Here is a 21,964-nt window from a genome sequence, read left to right as displayed (position 1 = left end):
ATGCCCTTGGGACCATAGGTCTTGTGGGCCGAGAAGCTCATCAGGTCCACCGGCAGCCTCGACAGGTCGATGGCCACCTTGCCGGTGGACTGCGCCGCGTCCACGTGCAGCAGCACACCCCGCTCCCGGGTCAGGTTGCCGATCGCCTCGATGTCCTGGATCACGCCGATCTCGTTGTTCACGTGCATCACCGACACCAGCACCGTGTCCTCGCGCAGGGCCGCTTTCAGCACCTCCAGGTCCACCAGGCCATTGGCCTGCACGTCCAGGTAGGTGACCTCGAAACCCTCGCGCTCCAGCTGCCGGCAGGTGTCCAGCACCGCCTTGTGCTCGGTCTTGACGGTGATCAGGTGCCGGCCCTTCTTCTGGTAGAAGTGCGCCGCGCCCTTGATGGCCAGGTTGTTGGCCTCGGTGGCGCCGCTGGTCCAGACGATCTCCCGGGGGTCGGCGCCCACCAGCTCGGCCACCTGCTCACGGGCTCGCTCCACCGCCTTCTCCGCGTCCCAGCCGAATACGTGGGAACGCGACGCCGGGTTGCCGAAGATACCGCCGCGGGTCAGGTACTTGGCCATCTCCTCGGCCACGCGCTCGTCCACCGGCGTGGTCGCGGAATAGTCCAGGTAGATGGGGGTCTTGTTAGCCATCACAGCGACCTCCTTATGCGGCGGTGCGACTGAAGATGAAGTGGTGACGGTTGATCTCGCGGTCCTGACGGCGGGCCACGGCCTGGACTTCGGGACGGTTGGCGAACTGGGCCAGGGTGATGCCGTCCAGGAAGCTGTAGAGCTGCTGGCTCAGATCCTTCCACAGCTCGTGGGTCAGGCAGCGATCCCCCTGCTGGCAGTCTTCATTGCCCTGGCAGCGGGTCACGTCCACGTTCTCGTCCACGGCGGTGATGATATTGGCCACGGTGATGCGGTCTGCGGGCTTGGCGAGGCGGTAACCACCACCGGGGCCACGCACGCCTTCCACCAGGCCGTGCTTGCGCAGCTTGGCGAACAGCTGCTCCAGGTAGGACAGGGAGATGCCCTGGCACTGGGAGATGTCGGCGAGGGTCACCGGACCGATCCTGTCGTGGATGGCCAGATCCATCATGGCGGTGACGGCGTAGCGACCTTTGGTTGAGAGCTTCATAGATCCACCCCTTTCAGGTTGGGTTGGCAGAATGTGAATTTCCGACCTGGATGGTCAGGAATTGGTGTATTGATACAATAGTTGACCGACACAGTCAACAATACGACCACAAAAAATCCGAGTGGTTCTGTCGGTAATAGGGGATTTCAGGCGGGAGAGGCCCCCTCAGGGGGCGATTTCCAAAGGCAGACCGGTGGCGGGGGTATCGGTCTCGGGCAGATGGAAGCGGTGGCCCTGGCGCAGGCTGTAGCCCAGCCACTTGAACAGGAAGCGGTTTAGGCGCCACTTGCAGGCCAGGGAGCGCTGCCGGGGCAGGTCTTCCACGGTGATGTTCACATCCAGGGGCCGGCAGTGGCGACCGAGCACCTCCACCTGGCGGGCATCGTGGAACATGCGCACCAGCAGATCGGGGCTGCGGCGGGTGCCCTCCGGCTCCGCGAACAGATAGGTCAGGCGGGCGGTGCTGGTGTAGGGGGTGTGTTCCAGGACCTCCAGATGCAGGTCCATGGCCCCGGCGACCCGGGACACGTACTCACCCTGCAGATCACCCAGTTCCGGACACAGTTGGCGCAGCCTGATGTAGTTGGCCTCATAGAGATCCATCAGCGCCGCGAAGCTCTGCGGCACCGGTTCGAGATAAGCGGGTTTGATGTCCTGGATCAACATGAGAGGCATGGTAGCACAGCGACATCGGGCGCCGTCTTTGCTAACGTTTGCCTATTCACCCTGCTCAGGAAAACCGCATCCCCATGAAGATCGCCATTGTCGAGACCCGTCCCTTCAAGGATCAGAAACCGGGTACCTCGGGCCTGCGCAAGCGGGTCCGGGTATTCCGTCAGCCCCACTACCTGGAAAACTTCGTCCAGGCCATCTTCGACACCCAGAAAGACCTGCACGGCGGCACCCTGGTGCTGGGCGGCGACGGTCGCTACCACAACCGCGAGGCCATCCAGGTGATCCTGCGCATGGCCGCCGCCAATGGCATTGCCCGGGTCATGGTGGGCGCAGGCGGGATCCTCTCTACCCCCGCCGCCTCCTGCGTGATCCGCAAGCACCGGGCCCAGGGGGGCATCGTGCTCTCGGCGAGCCACAACCCCGGCGGCCCGGACGCGGACTTCGGCATCAAGTACAACATCGCCAACGGCGGCCCGGCCCCGGAATCGGTCACCGGCGCCATCCACCAGGCCACCCTGAGCCTTTCGCGCTACCACATCGCCGAGGCCCCCCACGTGGACATCGACCACCTGGGCGAGACAAGGCTCGGCGAGATGACCGTCGAAGTGATCGACCCGGTGGCCGACTACGAGACCCTGATGGAGTCCCTGTTCGACTTCGACCGCATCCACGCCCTGTTCAACTCGGGGCATTTCCACATGCGCTTCGATGCCATGCACGCGGTCACCGGACCCTATGCCGTGCGCATCCTGGAAAACCGGCTGGGCGCGGAACCCGGCACGGTGATGCGCGCCGAACCCCTGGCCGACTTCGGCGGCGGACACCCGGATCCGAACCTGGCCCATGCCCACGACCTGGTGCAGCAGCTCTTCGGCCGTGAGGCGCCGGATTTCGGCGCGGCCTCCGACGGCGACGGCGACCGCAACATGATCCTGGGGCGGCGCTTTTTCGTCACCCCCAGCGACAGCCTGGCGGTGCTCGCCGCCAATGCCCACCACGTGCCCGGCTACCGCCAGGGGATCCGCGGCATCGCCCGCTCCATGCCCACCAGCCAGGCCGCCGACCGGGTGGCGGCGCGTCTCGGGGTGGAATGCTTCGAGACCCCCACCGGCTGGAAGTTCTTCGGCAACCTCCTGGATGCAGGCCGGGTGACCCTGTGCGGCGAGGAAAGCTTCGGCACCAGTTCAGACCACGTGCGCGAGAAGGACGGCCTGTGGGCGGTGCTGTTCTGGCTGAACCTGCTGGCGGTCAAGCGCCAGTCCGTGGAGCAGATCGTGCGCGAACACTGGCGCCTCTACGGGCGCAACTACTACACCCGCCACGATTACGAGGCGGTGGACTCGGAACGGGCCGAGGCGCTCATGAAGGGTCTTGGAGACAAACTGGCAGCGCTCAAGGGCCAGCGCTTCGGCGAGTACCTGGTGGAGCAGGCCGACGACTTCGCCTACACCGACCCGGTGGACGGCTCGCGCAGTGAGCATCAGGGACTGCGGGTGCTGTTCGAGGGCGGATCCCGCGTGGTGTTCCGGCTCTCCGGCACCGGCACGGAAGGTGCCACCCTGCGACTCTACGTAGAGCGTTTCGAACCCGACCCCGAGCGCCACGATCTGGACACCCAGGAGGCCCTGGCCGAACTCATCGCCATCGCCGAGCAGATCGCCGGCATCCGGGAACACACGGGACGGGACAAGCCGGACGTGGTCACATAATGGTGAATTCAAAATTTAAGATTCAAGATTCAAAGGGGAAATGCTCCCGTCAAATCAAGATGCATCAGATCGAGGCATGCACCTTTGAATCTTGAATCTTGAATTTTGAATTGCACCTTAAAATTCATTCACCACCCTAGCCACCCCCGGCGCCCTGGATCGCACCAGGCGCTCCACCACGTTTCGGAGATCGAGGGTGGAACGGGGGCAGCCCACGCAGGCGCCCTTGAGGCGCACGCGCACGGTGCGGTCCTCGATGGCGACGAACTCGATGTCGCCGCCGTCCTGCATGAGGATCTTGCGCGCCTCTTCTACCGCCTCCCGTACCACGGCCTCGTCGATGGGACCCTCGGCCACCACGTTTCCGCCCTGGCGACGGGCCTGGGTCTGCACGCGGTCGATGCGCAGGGCCATCTCGGGATCGATGGCCTCGATGGCGTCCAGTTCCTCGTCGCTGTAGACGTGGTCCGGATCGTCACTGAGCAGGGCTTCCAGCCGCTCCTGATCGGTGGGCATGGGCAGTGTCTCCACAGGGTGTTTGCCGCGCAGTATACCAAGGCGCACCAGGCCGGCCCGAATACCCCGGGCGTGCTCAGGCGAATTCGCGCGCAGGGCCAGCAGGCCCATACGCAGCCGCCGCAGCTGATCCGCTGGTAGGCTGTCCGGCGCCAGGCTGAGGCTCTGCCAGCGCCCCTCCACCCGCAGCTGCAGCACGCACAGCCACGGGGCGCAGAAACTGCCGGGCAGGATGACCGCCGGGCGCCAGCGCCCGTCGGCGGTTTGCACGCGACACCGGCCATCCACCTCCAGGCGCAGGCCCTGGATCACGGGACGCCCGGCGAGGAATCCCAGGCGCATCAGATGAAGCCTCAAGGAAAACAGCAGAACACCGACGCCGACGGCAGCGACCAGGGGCATCGCGGCAGCGATCAGCCCTGCCCCGGCCAGGCCGTGCACGAGCACCAGCCATGCGGCCAGGTAGCGGGATGGCTCAGGATGGATGACGAGCGGTCTGGCGGATGAATTCGACCACATGGGCGACGTCCCTGTCGCTGGACTGCATCTGCCCCATGAGCAGTTGCAGCAGGGTGGTATCGGGATAGTCCAGCAGACGCTCGAAGGTCTCGCGACCCCGGGCGTCCAGTTTCACAAAACCGTGCTTGAGGAAGGCCTCCAGCAGCAGGTCCAGTTCCAGCATGCCGCGCCGGCAACTCCAGCGCAGGCGGCGCAGGGCCTCCACGTCGCTGCTGGCGAGTTGTTCGTCCGTGGTCACAGGGAGCGCTTGAGCATCTGCTTCTTGATCTCGCCGATGGCCTTGGTGGGGTTGAGGCCCTTCGGGCAGACCTGCACGCAGTTCATGATGGTGTGGCAACGGTAGAGCTTGTAGGCATCGTCCAGCTGCTCCAGTCGTTCGCTGGTGGCCTGGTCCCGGGAATCCAGGATGAACCGGGCCGACTGCAGCAACGCGGCCGGACCCAGGAACTTGTCCGGGTTCCACCAGTAGGAGGGACAGGAGGCGGAACAGCAGCCGCACAGGATGCATTCGTACAGGCCGTCCAGCTTCTCGCGATCCTGCGGAGACTGCTTGCGCTCCACCTCCGGCACCGGATCATTGATCACCAGGTAGGGCTTGGCCTTTCGGTACTGGTTGTAAAAGTTACCCATGTCCACGATCAGGTCGCGGATCACCGGCATGCCCGGGAAGGGTCGCAGGGTGATGGGTTGCTTGAGGCTTGCCAAGGGGGTGACGCAGGCCAGTCCGTTGGTGCCGTTGATGTTCATGCCATCGGAGCCGCACACCCCCTCGCCGCAGGAGCGTCGGAAACTCAGGGTCTCGTCCTGGCGTTTGAGCCGAAGCAGCGCCTCCAGCAGCATCATGCCCGGTTCCACCTGGGAGTCCGGAAGTTCGAAATCCTGCATGTAGGGTTCGGTGTCGGTTTCCGGGTTGAAGCGGTAGATGGAGAAACGCATCGGACGACTCCTCGGCGCTGGTGGGGTTATTGTTCTTGACCCGCAGTCTCTCAGGTCATCTATATGACTGGCATTATGCACCTTAGAGCAAACAGAATACAGTCAGGTTCACTGCACCTGACTCCGACCCGTGACACGAACGCACCGTGGTCCATAAGCATGCCACCTCGGTCCGGCCACGGCCCCCGCACCCAGCCAGCATGATCAGCCTCGGCCGTCTGCATGGGATTTGATATCTGTCAGTTTAGTCGCACGCCGCGCAACATATGCGCTTGAGTCGGGTCGAAGGGGTGGTTCAAACTGATTAAACGATCTAATGAAATCATCCGGAGCCCCCATGACTGCCACCACCACCTGGATCCTCATCCTCCTGGGCCTGATCGCAGCCGCTGTCGCGGGCTTCCTCCTCGGCCGTCAGACCTCCCATGGACGCCAGGAAGCGCAGGCCCTCAAGGCCGAGCTGGAAAAACAGCGCCAGGAGATGGCCGACTACCGTCAGTCGGTGAACCAGCACTTCGAGAAGACCGCCAGCCTGTTCACTTCCATGGCCGGTTCCTACCGGGATCTCTACGACCACCTCTCCGAGAGCTACAGCCGCCTGGCCGATGCCCCGGCGCAACGCCTTCTGCCGGATCACCCCGGCGCCCTGCTGGAAGGACGCTCCCGCCCGGTGCCCCCGGAAGCCGCCAGCGGCGCCTCCGAGGAGAAGGATAAGCAGCAGGAAACCACCGCAGGCACCAAGCGCGTGCTCGACGACGACGAGCACATGATGGGCGATGCCCCCCACATCCCCGAGCATGTGGAGCTGGAGGAGACACCTGAGCGTCCGGTGACCGCCCGGCGCGACGAGCACGGCGCCACCGCAACCGAAGACGCCGACCGGCCCACCGAGGGGAGATCTGAACCCGATACCGGCGAGTCCAAAGAGGACAAGGTTCAGGCACGTGGCTGAAGCACCGGGACCATGATCACGGGGCCATGAAGGAAGACTCGGACAAGGAGGTGGTATTCCGCGCCCGGGGCCTGACCAAGGTCTACCGCATGGGCGAGGTCGAGGTCCATGCCCTGCGAGGGGTGGACCTGGATCTCTACAAAGGAGAATTCGTCGTCCTCCTCGGCCCTTCGGGCAGCGGCAAGTCGACCCTGCTCAACATCCTCGGCGGCCTGGACAGCCCGAGCGGCGGCGAGGTCATCTGCCAGGGGCGGAACCTGGTCAAGGCCGGCGACCGGGAGCTGACCGAGTTCCGGCGCCACTTCGTGGGTTTCGTGTTCCAGTTCTACAACCTCATCCCCAGCCTCACGGCCCGTGAAAACGTGGCCATCGTCACCGAGATCGCCCGAAACCCCATGTCACCGGAAGAGGCCCTGGAGATGGTGGGCCTCGGTGAACGCATGGACCATTTTCCCGCGCAACTCTCCGGCGGCGAGCAGCAGCGGGTGGCCATCGCCCGGGCGGTGGCCAAGCGCCCGGCGGTGCTGCTCTGCGACGAGCCCACCGGCGCCCTGGACTCCAAGACCGGCATCGTGGTGCTCGAGGTCCTCGAGCGCATCAATCGGGAACTGGGCACCACCACCGCGGTGATCACCCACAATGCCGGCATCGCCGACATGGCCGACCGGGTGATCCATTTCATGGACGGCCACATCGAGCGCATCGACAGGCCCGCACAGCGCAAGGCACCCCGGGATCTGAGCTGGTGAGCGCCCTGTATCGCAAGCTGCTGCGGGAGCTCTGGCACATGCGCGGCCAGGTGCTCGCCATTGCCGTGGTGATCGCTGGCGGCATGGCCACCCTGGTCATGTCGCTCACCTCCCTGGATGCCCTGTCCCTCACCCGGGACGCCTACTACCGGGACTACCGATTCGCGGACATCTTCGTCACGGTGAAACGAGCCCCCGAATCCCTGCGTGAGGCGGTGGAGAACATCCCCGGGGTTCAGCAGGTGGAGACGCGGGTGGTCTCCGGAGCGAACCTGGACATCCCCGGTTTCGTCGATCCTGCCACCGGCATCCTCATCTCCCTGCCCGACGGCCGCAACTCGGAACTCAATCGCCTGTTCCTGCGCACGGGCCGGCTGCCGGAGGCAGGACGCTCGGGCGAGGCGGTGGTCAACGAGGCCTTTGCCCAGGCCCATGGCTTCGTGCCCGGTGACCGCATCGGCGCGATCATCAACGGCCGCCTGCAGCACATCGAGATCGTGGGCATCGTGCTCTCGCCGGAATACATCTACCACGTGGCCCCCGGCGAACTGTTCCCGGATTTCGCCCGTTTAGGCATCCTGTGGATGAACCGCAGCCAGCTGGCCGCCGCCTTCGACATGGACGGCGCCTTCAACGACCTGGTGCTCACCCTGACCCGGGACGCACGCAGCGGCGATGTGATCGACCGACTGGATGCCCTGCTCGCCCCCTACGGCGGCCAGGGTGCCGTGGGCCGCGAGGATCAGCTCTCCCACCGCTATCTGGACGTGGAGCTGGGGCAGCTGCGAACCATGGCCACGGTGTTCCCCGCCATCTTCCTGGCGGTGGCGGCCTTTCTGCTCAACGTGGTGCTGACGCGGCTGATCAATACCCAGCGTGACCAGCTGGGCATCCTCAAGGCCTTCGGCTACAGCAATCTCCACGTGGGCCTGCACTACGCCCAGATGGTGCTGGTGATCCTGGTCATCGGCCTGATGCTGGGCACGGCGGTGGGGCTGTGGCTCGGCTCGATGATGGCGGCCCTGTACCAGGACTTCTTCCGCTTCCCCTACCTGGAACTGCAGCTGCAGGCCCGCAGCGTGGCCCTGGGCACCCTGGTCACCCTGGCCGCGGGCCTGCTGGGCACCGCGATGGCCCTGGTGCGGGCGGTGCGCATCCCGCCGGCCGAGGCCATGCGCCCGGAACCCGCGCCTGTGTTTCGCGCAACGCTCGTGGAACGCCTGGGCCTGCAGCGCCTGTTCTCCCAGCCCAGCCGCATGATCCTGCGCAACATCGAGCGCCGCCCGTTCAAGGCCCTGCTGTCCGTCACCGGCATCGCCTTCGCCTGCGGCATCCTGGTGCTGGGCGGCTACCAGGAAGGCGCCATCACCTATCTCATCAAGGTCCAGTACGGGCAGGCCCAGCGGGACGACCTGACCGTGGTGTTCACGGAACCCACCTCCCGGCGCGCCATGTACGAACTCGCCGCCCTGTCCGGCGTGGATCACGTGGAACCGTTTCGAAGCGCCGCCGTGCGCTTGAGCAAGGGACAGGCCATCTACCGCACCGCCATCCACGGGGTAGAGCCGGACAGCCGCCTGCACCGCATTCTGGATGACCGGCTTCAGGTGGTCACTCTTCCCCCGGAAGGCTTGGTGCTGAACGATTTCCTGGCCGATCACCTGGATGCCCGGCCAGGAGACACGGTGTGGGTAGAATTCCTGGAGGGGCGTCGTGAACAGCTGCCGGTACCGGTCACCGGCGTGATCCGGGAATTCACCGGCGCCTCCGCCTACATGGACCTGGACGCCCTGAACCGGATCATGCGCGAAGGCACGGCCATCTCCGGGGTCTGGCTCGCGGTGGATCATGAGCACCGCGATGTGATTATCGACGTCCTCAAGGATGTTCCCCGGGTGGCCGGTGTCACCGACCGGCTCAAGGCCATCCAGAACTTTATGGACTCCATGGCCGAGATCGTGCTGACCTTCGCGTTCTTCAGCACCCTGCTGGCCGGCAGCATCGCCTTCGGCGTCGTCTACAACAGCGCGCGCATCGCGCTCACGGAACGTGCCCGCGAACTGGCCAGCCTGCGGGTGCTGGGACTCACCCGGGGCGAGATCAGCTATATCCTGCTGGGCGAACTGTTTCTCATCGCCCTCGCGGCCATCCTGCCGGGTTTCCTGATCGGCAAGGCCCTGGTCTACCTGCTGGTGGGCACCATGGATTCCGATCTCTACCGGGTACCCCTGATCATCACCCCCGATGCCTACGCCTTCGCCGCCGCAGTGATCCTGGTCGCCACTGTGCTGTCGGCACTGGTGGTGCTGCGCCGCCTGAACCGGCTGGATCTGGTGGAAGTGCTCAAGAGCAGGGAGTAGAAGTGGCAAGTGGCAAGTGGCAAGTGGCAAGTGGCAAGTGGCAAGTGGCAAGTGGCAAGTGGCAAGTCAGTGTGAATTGCTGATAGGGATGCGCAAGGGGCTTTTCTTGTATCGTTGCGTTTTGAACTGGACCTGGATCGTTGGATGATCAAGAAGATTCTCATCGTTGTTGTGGCGCTGATCATTGCCGGGCTCATCGTGCTGGGCTTCAGGCCGACGCCGGTGCTGGTGGACGTGGAGCCCGTGACCCGGGGGCATCTCGCCATCACCGTCGAGGAGGAAGGCCGCACCCGGGTGATCGACCGCTACGAGGTCTCGGCCCCGCTGACTGCCCAGGCCCGGCGCATCCACCTGCAGGTGGGTGACGCGGTGCGACTGGACGATGTACTGGTCACCCTGGACGCCCCGGCCTCGCCCGCGCTCGATGCACGCAGCCTGCAGGAGGCCCGTGCGCGCCTGGCCGCGGCAGAGGCCGCCCTGGAAACCGCCCGAGCGGAAGTGCGCGCCCTGGCGGCCCAGGCCCTGTTCGCCCGGGAGGAATATGAACGGCTCAAGGGCCTGGCCGAACAGCAGCTCATCTCCCGCAGCACCCTGGACCGGGCCGCCACAGAACTGGACCAGGCCGAGGCCCTGACCCGCTCCGCGCGCTTTCGCGTGCAGACCGCCATCGCCCAGCGGGACGCCGCACAGGCTGCCCTCGCCCATACCGATGGTCAGGACCCCGATGCCTTCGCCGTCCTGGAACTGAGATCCCCGGTGAGCGGACTCGTGCTGCGCCGACATTTCGAGAGCGCCCGGGTGGTGCAACCCGGCGAGCCAATCCTGGAGATCGGTGACCCCGGTCGCCTTGAGGTGGCCGTGGACGTGCTCTCCGCTGATGCGGTGCGCATCGAGCCGGGCATGCGGGTGATCTTCGAGCGCTGGGGCGAGACCCGGGAACTGGAGGGCCGCGTGCGTCGTGTCGAGCCCACCGGGTTTACCAAGATCTCCGCCCTGGGGGTGGAGGAACAACGGGTCTGGGTCATCGCCGACATCACCTCGGCGCACGAGGACTGGGCGCGGCTGGGCGACGGCTACCGGGTCAATGCCCGCTTCGTGCTCTGGGAGTCTGACGATGTCCTGCGCGTGCCCACCAGCGCGCTGTTCCGCCATCAGGGAGACTGGGCCGTGTTCGTCCTGGAGGATGGCCGGGCCAGACTGCGCACGGTCGGTATCGGGCGCCGTGGCGCCCTCCACAGCGAGGCCAGCACCGGTCTCGAGGCGGGCGAACGGGTGGTGGTGCACCCGGACCGCGACATCAGCGACGGCGTACGGCTGCGCCTGAGGGTTGAATGATGCGCTGGAAGACTTTCCGGACTTCGTGCAGGTGGCGGAATCCGCCCCGGCACGCATCAACGATTTCCGCGCCCTGGGTTGCTAGCCCGCATATCTCACCACCCTTCTACTGCGTCCGCCGGGTGCCGGGCGCGAACAGGAGCTGGATCCTCTGGAGTTCGATCAGCCGGCACCAGAGACCCGCTGAGCGCGGGCATCCTCGATGATCTGCTGCAGGACCGTCTGGGTGTCTTCCCAGGCCCTGCGGATGCGCGCAAGATGTTCCAGGCACAGACCTGCCTGCAGGGCCTGCTGGCACAGGGCTTCACCCTCGATGCACAGCTTCGTAAGCGCCGCGGCACCGGCACTGAGCGCCGCCCCCTTCAGGGCGTGCAGACCACTGCGCCAGAGGGCGTAGTCCTGGCGTTTCAGGGCACGGTCCATGACCCAGAGGTGTTCTCGCACGTCATCGCGCAGATCCCTGAAGACTTCCTTCAGGAAACCGCCGCCCTCGTCCATGGACAGCAGGCGCTCCACGGTGGCGTCATCCAGTAAGGATGGGGCTGGCTCGCTGCTCTGCGGCAGGCGGTATCCCATGGGCAGGCGCGAATGGGCAATGAAATCCACGGCACGACTCAGCAGGCCATCGCGCAGGCCGTCCGTGAGGTAGAAGTCGGCGCCGGCATCCCGGCAGGCGGCACGCGCGTCGGGGCTCGGATTATTACCCAGCACGATCAGCGGCGGGCAGGCCTCACCCATCCGGGCCTTGCAGGCGCGCAGCTCATCGAGCTCGCCCGCCAGGGGGTCACGCAGGTCGAGGATGGCCATGACGAAGCGCCCGGGATGACGCTGGATCATCTCGAAGGCCTGATGAGGCCCCATGCTCAGGCAGGGATCATAACCACGGCGGGAAAGCAGGCTGACCAGCAGGCGCTGACTGATGCGGTTGTGCTGGGCAACCAGCACCACCGGCTGCGTGGATGCAGGCACCGCACGCAGACGCGGCCTGGCCGCATCTGCCGGGCGGGAAGATCCCAGCGCAGGGACCTGCTCCGGGTTCACGAAGGGGTGGGATGGGACTTCCATGACGTCTTCCTTGTGTCCTGATGACACGCATCGCTTGACTGTGCCGCCGGGCGCATGCCCGCAACGGTTTTTTATCTTACTCCCTGGGGAGATCGCGCTCCAGTGGGTTCGAGATCTCGATCAGGTTGCTGTCCGGGTCACGGAAATACACCGACAGGATGGGACCCGTGGCGCCGGTGCGCTGCACCGGGCCCTCGAGGACGTTCACGCCACAGCGTTCCAGATGACGGATGGCTGACTCCAGCGGGGTGTCGATGAGCAGGCACAGATCGGCGGACCCCGGCGTGGGCCGATGCGCCTTGGGCTCGAACTCCTGCCCCGCCTGGTGAAGGTTGATCTTCTGAGTGCCGAAACTCAATGCCTTGCGACCTTCGCCGAAGCTCACCACTTCCATGCCCAGGACCCGCCGGTAGAAATCACAGGTGGTCTCGATGTCCGCCACCGTCAGCACCAGATGATCCAGGGAACACACGCGGATCAAGCGTCGCCCTCCCCTGCGTCGGGAATCAGCCCCGAGGCACGCGCCTCCGCCAGGGCCTCCCGGGCCACACGGAAGGCATCCACGCCCGCCGGCACCCCGCAGTAGACGGCCCCCTGGAGCAGCACCTCGCGGATCTCCTCCTGGGTGCAGCCGTTGCGCAGGGCACCGATGATGTGGGCCTTGAGCTCATGGGGCTTGTTCAGGGCCATGAGCATGGACAGGTTGATCAGACTGCGGGTCTTGCGCGGCAGGCCCGGGCGATTCCAGATCGCATCCCAGCAGAACCCTGTGACCAGTTCCTGCAGGGGCCAGGAAAAGGCATCGGCATTCTCCAGTGCCCGGTCCACGTAGGCATCACCCAGCACTTCACGGCGCGTGGCGAGGCCCTTCTCGTTCAGTGGTTTCTTCATGTGTGACTCGACAGGGATGCAGGTCTCAGGCCTGCATCACTTCCGGATTGGACAGATTGCGCGGTGAACCCTCGGCGAAGGCCAGCACGTTGTCGAAGGCTGCCCCGAAGTAGAGTTCATAGCCGTCCCGCTCCACGTAGCCCAGGTGGGGGGTGCAGAGGGCGTTGTCCAGATGCAGCAGCGGGTGATCGCGCACTGGTTCGTCCTCGTAGACATCCACGGCGGCCATGCCGGGTCGTCCCGCCCTGAGCGCGTTCACCAGGGCATCGGGCTCGATCAACTCGGCGCGCGCGGTATTCACCAGCAGCGCCGTGGGTTTCATGAGGGCCAGATGCTTTGCCCTGACGATGCCCCGGGTGCCCGGATTGAGCCCCAGGTGTAGACACAGCACATCGGCGCGGGCGAACAGGTCCTCCTGGCTCTCGGCGGTGTCGATACCCGCCGCCGCCGCCCGTTCCAGGCTGCCTTCCCGGCCCCAGACCAGCAGGTGCATACCAAAGGCGCGCCCGTAGCTGGCCACCAGGCTGCCGACCTTGCCGTAGCCGAAGACACCCAGGGTGCGACCGCGCAGGCCAGTGCCGAGCCGGGTCTGCCAGCGGCCCGACCGCATGGCGGCCACCTGGTCGGGGATGTGACGCATGGCGGCGAGCACCAGGCCCCAAGTCAGTTCGGCCGCCGCGTACGGGGCACCGATGCCGGTGGCCACGGCCACGCCGCGTCGGGTACAGGCGTCCAGGTCCACGTGCGCGATGCCCTTGCCGGTCTGGCTGATGAGCCGAAGCTTTGGTAGACGCTCCAGCAGGGCCTCGGTGATGGGCGTACGCTCCCGGATCAGCACCAGGGCCTCGGCGTCACTGAAGCGCTCCACCAGGGTGTCCAGGTCGCGCACCGTGTCGTTGTACACGGTGACCCGGTGGCCCTTGAGCCGCTGGAAGCAGGCAAGCTCGCGCACGCAGTCCTGGTAATCGTCAGGGATCACGATATGCATGGGCTATTTCCCCGTGGCGGTGCTGGCGGCAGGAACCTCCGGCGGCGCCGCCAGCGTGCGGTGCCGAATCACACCAAGGATGATCAGCGGCACCACGATGACGGCGGCCACGGTGGCCACACCATCATGCGGGTAGAACACCACCACCAGGGACAGGGCCAGCATGAAAATGCGCATGCCCCAGTTGTTGAGTCGACCGACGAAGAAGCGGCCGAAGGTGGCAAAGGTCACGCCCGCCGTACCCGCCGCCACCAGCAGGGTATCCGTGATCTGGGCCCAGCCCGGGTTCACGACCATGTCGGAGCGCACGAAGATGGCGAAGGACATGATGGTGATGGGCAGACAGATCTTGAGCGCCTCCCACATGGTCTTCATGAACGAGGCCTCGGCGATCTTGGCCGCCACCGCTGCAGTCAGTGACGTGGGCGGCGAGAGCTCGCCCCAGATGGCCAGCAGGAAGGCGAAGAAATGTGCCACCCAGGGATCGACGCCCATCTGGCGCAGGGGCGGCACGATGATCACCGCGACGATGATGTAGGTGGCCGTGGGCGGCAGACCGGTGCCCACCAGCCAGCCGAAGATCCAGGCCATCAGGATCATGGCGACGATGTGGAAGTCACCCAGCTGCAGCAGCAGGGAGCCCATGCGGGTGATGAAACCGGTGACCGTGAACAGCCCGATCATGATGCCGAGGGTGGCCATGAGCAGGGTCAGGTAGGCGGTCATCTCCGCGTGGGTCTCGATCACCGTGCGCAGGTTGCCGAGCAGCGTCTCTTCCTGGAGCTTGGGGTCCTTGAGCACGTACTTGAAGTACAGCCAGGTGAGCAGCAGCATCGCCAGGATCGCACCCGCCGTGTACAGCGCGGCGCGCAGGGCGCCATAGCCAAAGGTGCTCATCAGCAGGATCAGGAAGATGATCCCCGAGAAGAAGATGGTGGTGCGCATCCAGTCATACAGCGGCACCGTCGGTACCTGGATCGGCGTGCTGGGCAGAAGCCTCACACTGAGCAGGTAGACCGCCAGGATCAGGGACACGAAGTACACGAAGGCCACGGCGAAGCCGCGCACCACCACGTCCCAGTAGGGCACGCCCAGGAACTCGGCCATGAGGAAGCCGGCCACCGCCATCAACGGCGGCATGATGAGACCGCCCATGGAGGCGGCCGTCTCTACCGCCCCGGCGAAGGTGCCGGGTACGCCATAACGTTTCATCAGCGGGATGGTGAAACTGCCGGTCACCGCCGTGTTGGCGGAGCCGGAACCGCTCACCATGCCCACGGACACCGAGGCCAGCACCGCGGTCTGGGGAATGGTATGGCGCGAGCGACCGGCGAGCCTTCGCATCACGTCCACCAGGGCGCGCTGTGCGCCGAACCCGCTGGCCACCGCCGCCAGCAGCAGGAACGCGGCGATCAGGGTGAGCGACAGCTGCGAATAGCGCCCGTAGACGCCGGTGGAGAATTCCACCGTGCTGGAGGTGATGATGCGATCCAGGTTGACGCTGGGATGCCAGAAGAAATCGATGGGGCTGAGATGGCCCCAGAGGGCGTAGAACACCAGCACCACGTTCACCCAGAACAGCACCGGGTGGATGATGCGCGAGAGCTCCATCACCACCAGGAAGATCAGCACACCGACCACGAAGTCATGGGTGGTGTAGGCCGCCTGGCGCCAGATGGCGATGTCTTCGAAATTGGCCGTCAGGTAGTAGGTCGTATACAGGCAGATGCCGATATAGACGATCACCGCCGTGTGATTGATCACTGCGGGCAGACGGGAGTAGAGGTACTGATTCTGATACAGGTACAGAATCTGGATGATCATCGCCAGGGGCACCAGGCGCACCGCGAGGTAGCGCTGCCCGCCGGCACCGGTCAGGAAATAATGCATCAGCGAGACGAACAGCACGGCGCCCAGGATGAAGGTGACGTTGCGCAGTGTGAGCACGCCGCCCTGGCGCAGCATCTCCGCAGCCAGCAAAAGCATCGCCAGGCCGACATACAAGGTCACATCGGTGTGGGCGATCTGGCGCCAGGTGCCGATGTCATGCATGCCCGGCCATAGGTAATAGAGGGCGTAAATACAGAGGCCCAGGTAGACCAGCGCGAGTACCTGCCGCGCGGCGGCTGAAAACCCGGGATAGAAGCGCCCCTGCAGTTGCAGATGCAGGATCTGCAGCGCGAGTGCCGGCGCTACCAGCCAGAGGTAGGCCGTCTCACCGCTGAACAGGTATTGATACAGGGCGACGAGAAAAGCCGCGCCCATGAGGACATACGCCACTTCCGAGGTGAGCGTCTTCTTGAGTAAGGACACAGTCTGCCCCCGCTTTCCAGTGTCACAACAAAACAGGGCGGGAACGTTGCTTGCGTTACCCGCCCTGTGGTTTGGTTAGCTGAGAGCTTACTGGCCCGCGATGGTCCAGCTGTCATTCCAGGCGCCGTGTTCCTTCAGGAACGCGGCCAGGCCGGGATGCACCGGGATATCGGGGTTGGCGGCCACGCCGGCGGCCTGGGTACCCACGAAGTCGTCAGCCAGAGGACCGAAGCCTGCGTCACCTTCCACCAGCTTGTCCTTGTTCTTGTACAGGATGTCCAGGATGTTCTTGATCAGGTCAGCATCCATGTCCGCGCGCACGTTGTAGGCGAAGTAGATGGGCACTGCGTAGATCGTGTCCACACCCAGTTCCTGGCTGAAGGCCTTGGAGGGATCCACCTGCACCGGGTTCAGGCCGGCAGCACGCAGCTTCGCCATCTCCTCTTCGGAGGGATTCACCGCGGCCAGGTTGGCGCGCAGCTCGGCCTCGCGCCAGTAGGTGGGCAGGGAGACACCGGCGGTGGTATAGCCCGCGGAACCGGCGATGGTGTTGGCCTCGAAGGCATCCGCCACGGTGGTGTTGTCGATCTCCACGTGGTTGAACTCATAGCCCAGGGCGGCGAACACGCGGCGCATGTTGAGCCAGTTCATGAAGCCGGCGGGGGTGTAGTAGCCGGGCTTGCCGTCGAAGTCCTTGTAGGAGTTGAACTCACCCTTGCGGCGGTCGGCCACCAGCATGAAGGTCTCCATGGGATACACGTACAGGGTGTGCACCAGCATGCCGCGGCGGGGGGTGTAGTTGTCGTAGGGGCGCTCGCCGTCGTACAGGCTGCGCATGCCCACGTCGGCGGTATAGCCGAACTCGCCGTCGCCATCCATAACCGAGCGCATGGCGCCGGAGGTGGAGGGATAGGGTTGCACCACCACGGCATAACCGCGGCCCAGGTTCTGCTGCAGGATCTCGGAGATCACGTTACCCACGGCATAGCCGTAGGAGCCGACGTTGGATGTGGCGAAACGGATGGTCTGACGCTGGGCCTCGGCGGGCTGGATGGCCGCCAGTGACAGGGCAAAGGTGGCACCGATGGCCACCAGGGTACTGAGGAAACGGGTCTTGGAGAAAATCATGATACCCCTCCGCTATCTTATTTTATGGATCAGTTTGAATAATCACCGATCCGGACCGGGGCACCCTGCGAGGCATCTTGGTCCGGCTGGCGGCGTGAACGACTTGCGTCCCTTACTTGTGCAACTCCCTGACCAGAATGAATGACACGACTGCTGGCCGATGGTTCGGCGTCACAGATATGTCATCTAGATAAGTATACACAGGAAATCGGGATTGTTACCGCCTGAGCCCCCAAAGCAGGCTACCCGCCAGGCCCACCACCAGGGCCAGGGACCCCAGATACACATACCAGCCGAAACCGTGGTACAGGAAACCCGGCAGGAAGGAGCCGATTGCGCCACCGGCGTAGTAGAAGGCGATGTACAGGCCGTTCACCACCCCCCGGTGTTCTCCGGACTGCTGGTTCAGCACCCCGGGGGCCAGGGAATGGATCATGAACATGCCTGAACACAGCACGAACATGCCCAGGAACATCACCCACACCGGGCTCGCAGCGAAGAACAGCAGGGCCGTGACCAGGATCAGGGTGCCCACCAGCATGGCATTCACCGTGCCCCCGATCCTTGAGGCCAGGCGCAGGGAAACGAGCGAGACCACCACCCCCATGAGGTAGCCGGAGTACATCAGGCCGATGCCGCTCTCGCTCATGCCCGTGCCCAGCTCCACCAGGCGGAAAGGCAGGAAGTTGAGCAGGGACGCGAAGGCCCCGAAGGCGCAGAACACAACCCCATAGATCCTGAGGAAACTGGGTTGACGCAGGATCTCGATCACGGCGGACAGGCGCAGTCGCTGGAAGCTCACCGGCGGATCGGACTTCAGGCGGGTGAGCAACAGGGCTGCGAGCACCGTGGCCAGGCCCAGCAGCAGGAAGGACCAGCGCCAGCCGAAGTTGGCCGCGATCACCCCCGACAGGGCGCGCCCCAGAAAACCACCCATCACGGTGGATGCCACGTAGACAGCCATCACCTGGGCGATGCGACCGGGTCCGGCGCTGGCACCCAGGTAAGTCATGAGGCCGGTGAGCATGGCCGGGATCACCATACCCTGCAGCAGGCGCAGGCCCAGCAGCACATCGAAGCGATCCACGAAATAAACGACCACCTGGGAGGCGGCCAGCAACCAGATGGAGACCCGCAGCAGACGACGGGCCGCCATCTTCTGTAACAGGAAGCCGTAGGCGATGGGCGCCACAGCCAGGGGCAGCAGGGTCACGGTGATCAGCAGCGAGGCCCGCGCCTCGCCCACACCGAAATGCGCCGCCAGTACAGGCAGCAGGGGCTGAGGGGTGTACAGGGCTGAAAAGACCAGGAGGGTGCAGTACTGGATGATCAGCAATTGTCCGAGGGGCAAGTCGCTCTCCGGGGTAAGGGCCCGAGGCTTGTGGGCATTGAGGTCACACCGAGCCACTCGGAGGTGGTCAGATCTGAATTGACGCGGCGTAACGACACAGTGGCTGGCATCTTACTGAGCCTCGGGTCGCTGATGCCAGACCTGGGCACGGCACGTGGGACCGTAATCCTGTGGCAGATGTCACAAGGCCCCGATGAATCTAGCAGCCAGAAATGAAGAAGGCCGCTGCCGGAGGATGATTTCTCCGGCAGCGGCCCTCAGGCTCAGCCAAGTAGCCTGACTGATCCCTCAGCGTGGCACGGTGACGGTCTCGGTGCCGCGGATGGTGATCTCCACGCGACGGTTCTGGGCACGACCTTCCGTGGTGGCGTTGCTGGCCACCGGCTGGGTGATACCCCGGCCCTCGGTGGTGATCAGGTCGGCACGGATGCCCTTCTCCACCAGGTAGGCCTTCACACTCTCGGCACGGCGCTTGGACAGATCCATGTTGTAGTCGGCAGCGCCGGTGTTGTCGGTGTGGCCCACCACGTGGATGTTCTGGACGTTATCCAGGCGCGAGAGGTCACTCACCAGCCGGTCCAGTTCTGCCCTGCCCTGGGGACTGATGGCCGCACTGTTGATGGCGAACAGGGCGGCTGCACCCAGGGTGCGGGTCTCTTGCACCTGGCGGGGCGGCGGGGGCGGCGGAGCCGGTGCCGGGGCCGGTGCGGCGGGCGGGGGCGGAGGCGGCGCTTCGGCGCGCTCGGGGAACAGGTGCGGATCGCAGCCCTTGACGGCCAGTTCCTTGGTCCAGTGGATGGTGCGCCAGCAATCACCGGTGGCGTTGCGCACCACGTTTCCGCGGGCGTCGAGCACGTAGGCGGCCGTGCCCTTGATTTCTTCGCGATCGGAATGCGCGTGGCCCTGGACCAGCAGACCGGCTGCAAGCATGCAGCCCAGACCTGCAGTCACTTGGATGAGTTTCTTCTTCATTGTTGTCTCCTTGCGGGATGGGTGTTCATTGCGGGTGTGAGATAACGGGGGAATCGAGTCTTTCCGTGCACATCATCTGCCCTGCCTGTGACACGACAGAGTCAAAGATGTTCAATGCTTGCACGATGAATTAAAGCATAGATCAATGACTCAACGATGCCATTGAGTCAGATCAAAAATGCGTAGGCAATTCAAGGAGAAGAAACGACGGAATTTTTTACAGAATCGCCAGGAACAGACCGGGTCCCTGTTCGAACAGAAACCCGGTCACCAATGATGAATCAGTACACCCGAACCTTGGGTGGGAAGCTCTCGACCGTCATGGGCTTGGTGCGCACCGGTTTGTAATCCAGGCTGTCGCTGTGCTTGAAGTACAGGGTGTGCTTGAGCCAGTGGGTGTCGTCGCGATCGGGATAGTCGATGCGCGAGTGGGCGCCGCGGCTTTCCTTGCGACCGAGGGCCGACTGCACCGTGGCCAGCGCGCAGTCCACCAGGTTTTCCAACTCCATGGCCTCCACGCGCGCAGTGTTGAAGACCTTGCTGTGATCCCGAAGCACTGCGTCCTTGACCCGCTCGGCGATGGCCTTGACCTTGGCCACGCCCTCGGCCATGACCTCCTCGGTCCGGAACACGCCGCAGTGGGCCTCCATGACCTTACGCAGTTCCTGGCGCAGCTGATCCACGTGCTCGCCGTCGCCCTTGCGATCCCAGCGGTGGAAGCGCTCCAGGGCCGCATCCACGGCCGGCTGATGCAGGGGACGGTGGTATCGGTTGTGCTCGAGCACATCGATGATGTGATTGGCCGCGGCGCGGCCGAACACCAGGATATCCAGCAGGGAGTTGCCGCCCAGGCGATTGGCACCGTGCACCGAGACACAGGCCGCCTCGCCCGCCGCATACAGACCCGGCACCGGATCCTCCGGCGTGTCCTTGACCGGCACCACCACCTGTCCGAAGCGGTTGGTGGGAATGCCGCCCATGGTGTAGTGGGCGGTCGGATAGATCGGAATGGGGTGATCGATGGGATCGAGTCCCAGGAAGGTGATGCAGGTCTCCCGGATGCCCGGGAGACGCTGCATGATCTTGTCCCGGCCCAGGTGGGTCAGCTGCAGCAGCACGTAATCCTTCTCCGGTCCGCAGCCCCTGCCCTCCTTCACCTCCGTGTAGATGGCGCGGCTCACCACGTCGCGGCTGGCCAGGTCCTTGGCGTTGGGCGCATAGCGCTCCATGAAGCGCTCGCCATCGGCGTTGAGCAGATAGCCGCCCTCGCCACGGGCACCCTCGGTGATGAGCATGCCGCGCCCGGCGATGCCCGTGGGGTGGAACTGGAAGAACTCCATGTCTTGTAGCGGGATGCCCGCGCGCAGGGCCATGCTCATGCCGTCGCCGGTGTTGATCAGGGCGTTGGTGCAGGTGCGGAACAGCTGGCCCACGCCGCCGGTGGCCAGCAGCGTGGTCTTGGCCTCGATGACGATGGGTTCGCCGGTGAGGATCTCGAAGGCCAGCGCGCCGAGCACATAGCCCTCCTCGTCCTTGAGCAGGTCCACGGCGAAGTATTCGTCGAAGAAGTGGGTCTTGGCGCGGATGTTCTGCTGGTAGAGGCTGTGCAGGATGGCGTGGCCGGTGCGGTCCGCCGCCGCGCAGGTGCGCGCCGCCTGCTCCTTGCCGAAGTGCTGGCTCTGGCCGCCGAAAGCCCGCTGGTAGATATTGCCGTTGTCCAGGCGCGAGAACGGCACGCCGAAGTGTTCCAGCTCGTAGACCACCTTGGGTGCCGCCCGGCACATGTACTCGATGGCGTCCTGGTCGCCCAGCCAGTCGCTGCCCTTGACCGTGTCGTACATGTGCCAGTGCCAGCTGTCCGGCAGCACGTTGGCCAGTGCGGCATTCACGCCACCCTGGGCCGCCACGGTGTGGGAGCGGGTGGGAAAGACCTTGGAGACCACCGCCACGCTGGCCTCCGCGTTGGCCAGCTGCAGTGCCGCGCGCAGGCCGGCGCCGCCAGCGCCGATGATGAGTGCGTCGAACTTGCGAACCGTTACGCCCATGAGGATGCCGCCTGAATGAGTATGTAGGTGCCCCAGATGCCGCAGGTCAGTAGGAAGAGTGCCACTGCCGCCAGGACCGTGACCCGGGCGCCGAAGGGATGCACGTAATCGACCACCACGTCACGCAGCCCGATCCAGGCGTGCATGAGCCAGGCGCCCAGGAACAGGGCCGAGGCCAGCAGCACCCCGGGATGGGTCATCCAGCCCTGCCATGCCCCGGCGGAAGGTCCGCCGCTGAACACCAGTGCCAGCAGCAGCACCAGGATGTAGGCCCCCAGGTACAGGGCCGTCAGGCGCTGCCACAACCATGCCCCCATGCCACTCAT

The 21,964-nt window shown here is 65.0% G+C and carries 21 protein-coding genes; 5 read left to right on the top strand and 16 right to left on the bottom strand.

Annotated elements, in window-relative coordinates; all coding sequences use genetic code 11:
• From D580_RS0110890 to D580_RS0110880, 3 genes are all read right to left on the bottom strand, one after another.
• Positions 1–644: aminotransferase class V-fold PLP-dependent enzyme (locus D580_RS0110890; protein ID WP_018954417.1), on the bottom strand; the 644-nt coding region annotated here is incomplete at its 3' end.
• Between the two features lie 13 nt (positions 645–657).
• Complete coding sequence (gene iscR, locus D580_RS0110885; protein WP_018954416.1) at positions 658–1,134, bottom strand: Fe-S cluster assembly transcriptional regulator IscR; 477 nt, start codon at positions 1,132–1,134, stop codon at positions 658–660.
• Between the two features lie 165 nt (positions 1,135–1,299).
• Entirely contained in the window at positions 1,300–1,800 is a 501-nt protein-coding gene (locus tag D580_RS0110880) for a DUF1249 domain-containing protein (RefSeq protein WP_018954415.1), read from the bottom strand.
• Between the two features lie 83 nt (positions 1,801–1,883).
• On the opposite strand from D580_RS0110880, the gene D580_RS0110875 reads away from it, so the two are divergent.
• Positions 1,884–3,518: an alpha-D-glucose phosphate-specific phosphoglucomutase gene (locus D580_RS0110875; RefSeq protein WP_018954414.1), complete on the top strand. Its 1,635-nt coding sequence runs from the start codon at positions 1,884–1,886 to the stop codon at positions 3,516–3,518.
• Between the two features lie 117 nt (positions 3,519–3,635).
• Here D580_RS0110875 and D580_RS0110870 read toward each other — a convergent pair whose 3' ends face one another.
• Genes D580_RS0110870 through D580_RS0110860 form a run of 3 tightly spaced genes read right to left on the bottom strand, consistent with a single transcriptional unit; the run spans position 3,636 to position 5,489 of the window.
• Entirely contained in the window at positions 3,636–4,553 is a 918-nt protein-coding gene (locus D580_RS0110870; RefSeq protein WP_331270971.1) for a NifU family protein, read from the bottom strand.
• Complete coding sequence (locus D580_RS0110865; RefSeq protein WP_018954412.1) at positions 4,510–4,791, bottom strand: succinate dehydrogenase assembly factor 2; 282 nt, start codon at positions 4,789–4,791, stop codon at positions 4,510–4,512. The genes D580_RS0110870 and D580_RS0110865 overlap by 44 nt, the downstream gene beginning before the upstream one ends.
• On the bottom strand, positions 4,788–5,489 hold the full coding sequence (locus tag D580_RS0110860) for a succinate dehydrogenase iron-sulfur subunit (RefSeq protein ID WP_018954411.1): 702 nt from the start codon (positions 5,487–5,489) through the stop codon (positions 4,788–4,790). Before D580_RS0110860 ends, D580_RS0110865 begins: the two co-directional genes overlap by 4 nt.
• 337 nt (positions 5,490–5,826) lie before the next feature.
• Between D580_RS0110860 and D580_RS0110855 the strand changes: the two genes are divergently transcribed.
• From D580_RS0110855 to D580_RS0110840, 4 genes are all read left to right on the top strand, one after another.
• On the top strand, positions 5,827–6,441 hold the full coding sequence (locus D580_RS0110855; protein ID WP_018954410.1) for a YhcB family protein: 615 nt from the start codon (positions 5,827–5,829) through the stop codon (positions 6,439–6,441).
• Positions 6,442–6,467: 26 nt separating this feature from the next.
• Positions 6,468–7,190, top strand: a complete 723-nt coding sequence (locus D580_RS0110850) for an ABC transporter ATP-binding protein (protein ID WP_018954409.1) — start codon at positions 6,468–6,470, stop codon at positions 7,188–7,190.
• Positions 7,187–9,550 carry an ABC transporter permease gene (locus D580_RS0110845; protein WP_018954408.1) on the top strand — a complete coding sequence of 788 codons (2,364 nt, stop codon included), beginning with the start codon at positions 7,187–7,189 and terminating at the stop codon, positions 9,548–9,550. The genes D580_RS0110850 and D580_RS0110845 overlap by 4 nt, the downstream gene beginning before the upstream one ends.
• A 144-nt stretch (positions 9,551–9,694) precedes the next feature.
• Positions 9,695–10,885 carry an efflux RND transporter periplasmic adaptor subunit gene (locus tag D580_RS0110840; RefSeq protein WP_026289915.1) on the top strand — a complete coding sequence of 397 codons (1,191 nt, stop codon included), beginning with the start codon at positions 9,695–9,697 and terminating at the stop codon, positions 10,883–10,885.
• Between the two features lie 162 nt (positions 10,886–11,047).
• On the opposite strand, the gene D580_RS0110830 is transcribed toward D580_RS0110840, so the two are convergent.
• From D580_RS0110830 to sdhD, 10 genes are all read right to left on the bottom strand, one after another.
• Positions 11,048–11,950: an Hpt domain-containing protein gene (locus D580_RS0110830; protein WP_018954405.1), complete on the bottom strand. Its 903-nt coding sequence runs from the start codon at positions 11,948–11,950 to the stop codon at positions 11,048–11,050.
• 76 nt (positions 11,951–12,026) lie between these two features.
• The gene (locus D580_RS0110825; protein ID WP_231363542.1) at positions 12,027–12,422 is read right to left on the bottom strand and encodes a VOC family protein; all 396 of its coding nucleotides are present in this window, start codon (positions 12,420–12,422) and stop codon (positions 12,027–12,029) included.
• A gap of 5 nt (positions 12,423–12,427) precedes the next feature.
• On the bottom strand, positions 12,428–12,841 hold the full coding sequence (locus tag D580_RS15455) for a carboxymuconolactone decarboxylase family protein (protein WP_018954403.1): 414 nt from the start codon (positions 12,839–12,841) through the stop codon (positions 12,428–12,430).
• A 25-nt stretch (positions 12,842–12,866) separates the two neighbouring features.
• Positions 12,867–13,829, bottom strand: coding sequence for a D-2-hydroxyacid dehydrogenase family protein (locus D580_RS0110815; RefSeq protein WP_018954402.1), 963 nt, complete (start codon positions 13,827–13,829; stop codon positions 12,867–12,869).
• Positions 13,830–13,832: 3 nt separating this feature from the next.
• On the bottom strand, positions 13,833–16,142 hold the full coding sequence (locus D580_RS0110810; protein WP_026289913.1) for a TRAP transporter permease: 2,310 nt from the start codon (positions 16,140–16,142) through the stop codon (positions 13,833–13,835).
• An 87-nt stretch (positions 16,143–16,229) separates the two neighbouring features.
• Positions 16,230–17,270, bottom strand: coding sequence for a TAXI family TRAP transporter solute-binding subunit (locus tag D580_RS0110805; RefSeq protein ID WP_018954400.1), 1,041 nt, complete (start codon positions 17,268–17,270; stop codon positions 16,230–16,232).
• A 217-nt stretch (positions 17,271–17,487) separates the two neighbouring features.
• A complete protein-coding gene (locus D580_RS0110800; protein ID WP_026289912.1) occupies positions 17,488–18,621 on the bottom strand; it encodes an MFS transporter in 1,134 nt (377 codons plus the stop codon).
• Between the two features lie 288 nt (positions 18,622–18,909).
• On the bottom strand, positions 18,910–19,593 hold the full coding sequence (locus D580_RS0110795) for an OmpA family protein (protein WP_018954397.1): 684 nt from the start codon (positions 19,591–19,593) through the stop codon (positions 18,910–18,912).
• A gap of 281 nt (positions 19,594–19,874) precedes the next feature.
• Positions 19,875–21,638: a succinate dehydrogenase flavoprotein subunit gene (gene sdhA, locus D580_RS0110790; RefSeq protein ID WP_012638034.1), complete on the bottom strand. Its 1,764-nt coding sequence runs from the start codon at positions 21,636–21,638 to the stop codon at positions 19,875–19,877.
• Positions 21,629–21,964 carry a succinate dehydrogenase, hydrophobic membrane anchor protein gene (gene sdhD, locus D580_RS0110785; protein ID WP_231363540.1) on the bottom strand — a complete coding sequence of 112 codons (336 nt, stop codon included), beginning with the start codon at positions 21,962–21,964 and terminating at the stop codon, positions 21,629–21,631. The genes sdhA and sdhD overlap by 10 nt, the downstream gene beginning before the upstream one ends.

This window comes from Thioalkalivibrio sulfidiphilus (assembly GCF_000377945.1).
GTDB classification, from domain to species: domain Bacteria; phylum Pseudomonadota; class Gammaproteobacteria; order Ectothiorhodospirales; family Ectothiorhodospiraceae; genus Thioalkalivibrio_A; species Thioalkalivibrio_A sulfidiphilus_A.
Note: the sequence above shows the minus strand (reverse complement) of the source record. Positions and strands in the feature narration are given on the sequence as shown.

Coding starts and splice junctions, on each gene's coding strand:
- D580_RS0110875 (WP_018954414.1), top strand. CDS start 1,884: ATGAAGATCGCCATTGTCGAGACCCGTCCCTTCAAGGATCAGAAACCG.
- D580_RS0110850 (WP_018954409.1), top strand. CDS start 6,468: ATGAAGGAAGACTCGGACAAGGAGGTGGTATTCCGCGCCCGGGGCCTG.
- D580_RS0110880 (WP_018954415.1), bottom strand. CDS start 1,800: ATGTTGATCCAGGACATCAAACCCGCTTATCTCGAACCGGTGCCGCAG.
- D580_RS0110860 (WP_018954411.1), bottom strand. CDS start 5,489: ATGCGTTTCTCCATCTACCGCTTCAACCCGGAAACCGACACCGAACCC.
- D580_RS0110815 (WP_018954402.1), bottom strand. CDS start 13,829: ATGCATATCGTGATCCCTGACGATTACCAGGACTGCGTGCGCGAGCTT.
- D580_RS0110830 (WP_018954405.1), bottom strand. CDS start 11,950: ATGGAAGTCCCATCCCACCCCTTCGTGAACCCGGAGCAGGTCCCTGCG.
- D580_RS0110855 (WP_018954410.1), top strand. CDS start 5,827: ATGACTGCCACCACCACCTGGATCCTCATCCTCCTGGGCCTGATCGCA.
- D580_RS0110840 (WP_026289915.1), top strand. CDS start 9,695: ATGATCAAGAAGATTCTCATCGTTGTTGTGGCGCTGATCATTGCCGGG.
- sdhA (WP_012638034.1), bottom strand. CDS start 21,638: ATGGGCGTAACGGTTCGCAAGTTCGACGCACTCATCATCGGCGCTGGC.
- D580_RS0110795 (WP_018954397.1), bottom strand. CDS start 19,593: ATGAAGAAGAAACTCATCCAAGTGACTGCAGGTCTGGGCTGCATGCTT.
- D580_RS0110805 (WP_018954400.1), bottom strand. CDS start 17,270: ATGATTTTCTCCAAGACCCGTTTCCTCAGTACCCTGGTGGCCATCGGT.
- sdhD (WP_231363540.1), bottom strand. CDS start 21,964: ATGAGTGGCATGGGGGCATGGTTGTGGCAGCGCCTGACGGCCCTGTAC.
- iscR (WP_018954416.1), bottom strand. CDS start 1,134: ATGAAGCTCTCAACCAAAGGTCGCTACGCCGTCACCGCCATGATGGAT.
- D580_RS0110870 (WP_331270971.1), bottom strand. CDS start 4,553: ATGTGGTCGAATTCATCCGCCAGACCGCTCGTCATCCATCCTGAGCCA.
- D580_RS15455 (WP_018954403.1), bottom strand. CDS start 12,841: ATGAAGAAACCACTGAACGAGAAGGGCCTCGCCACGCGCCGTGAAGTG.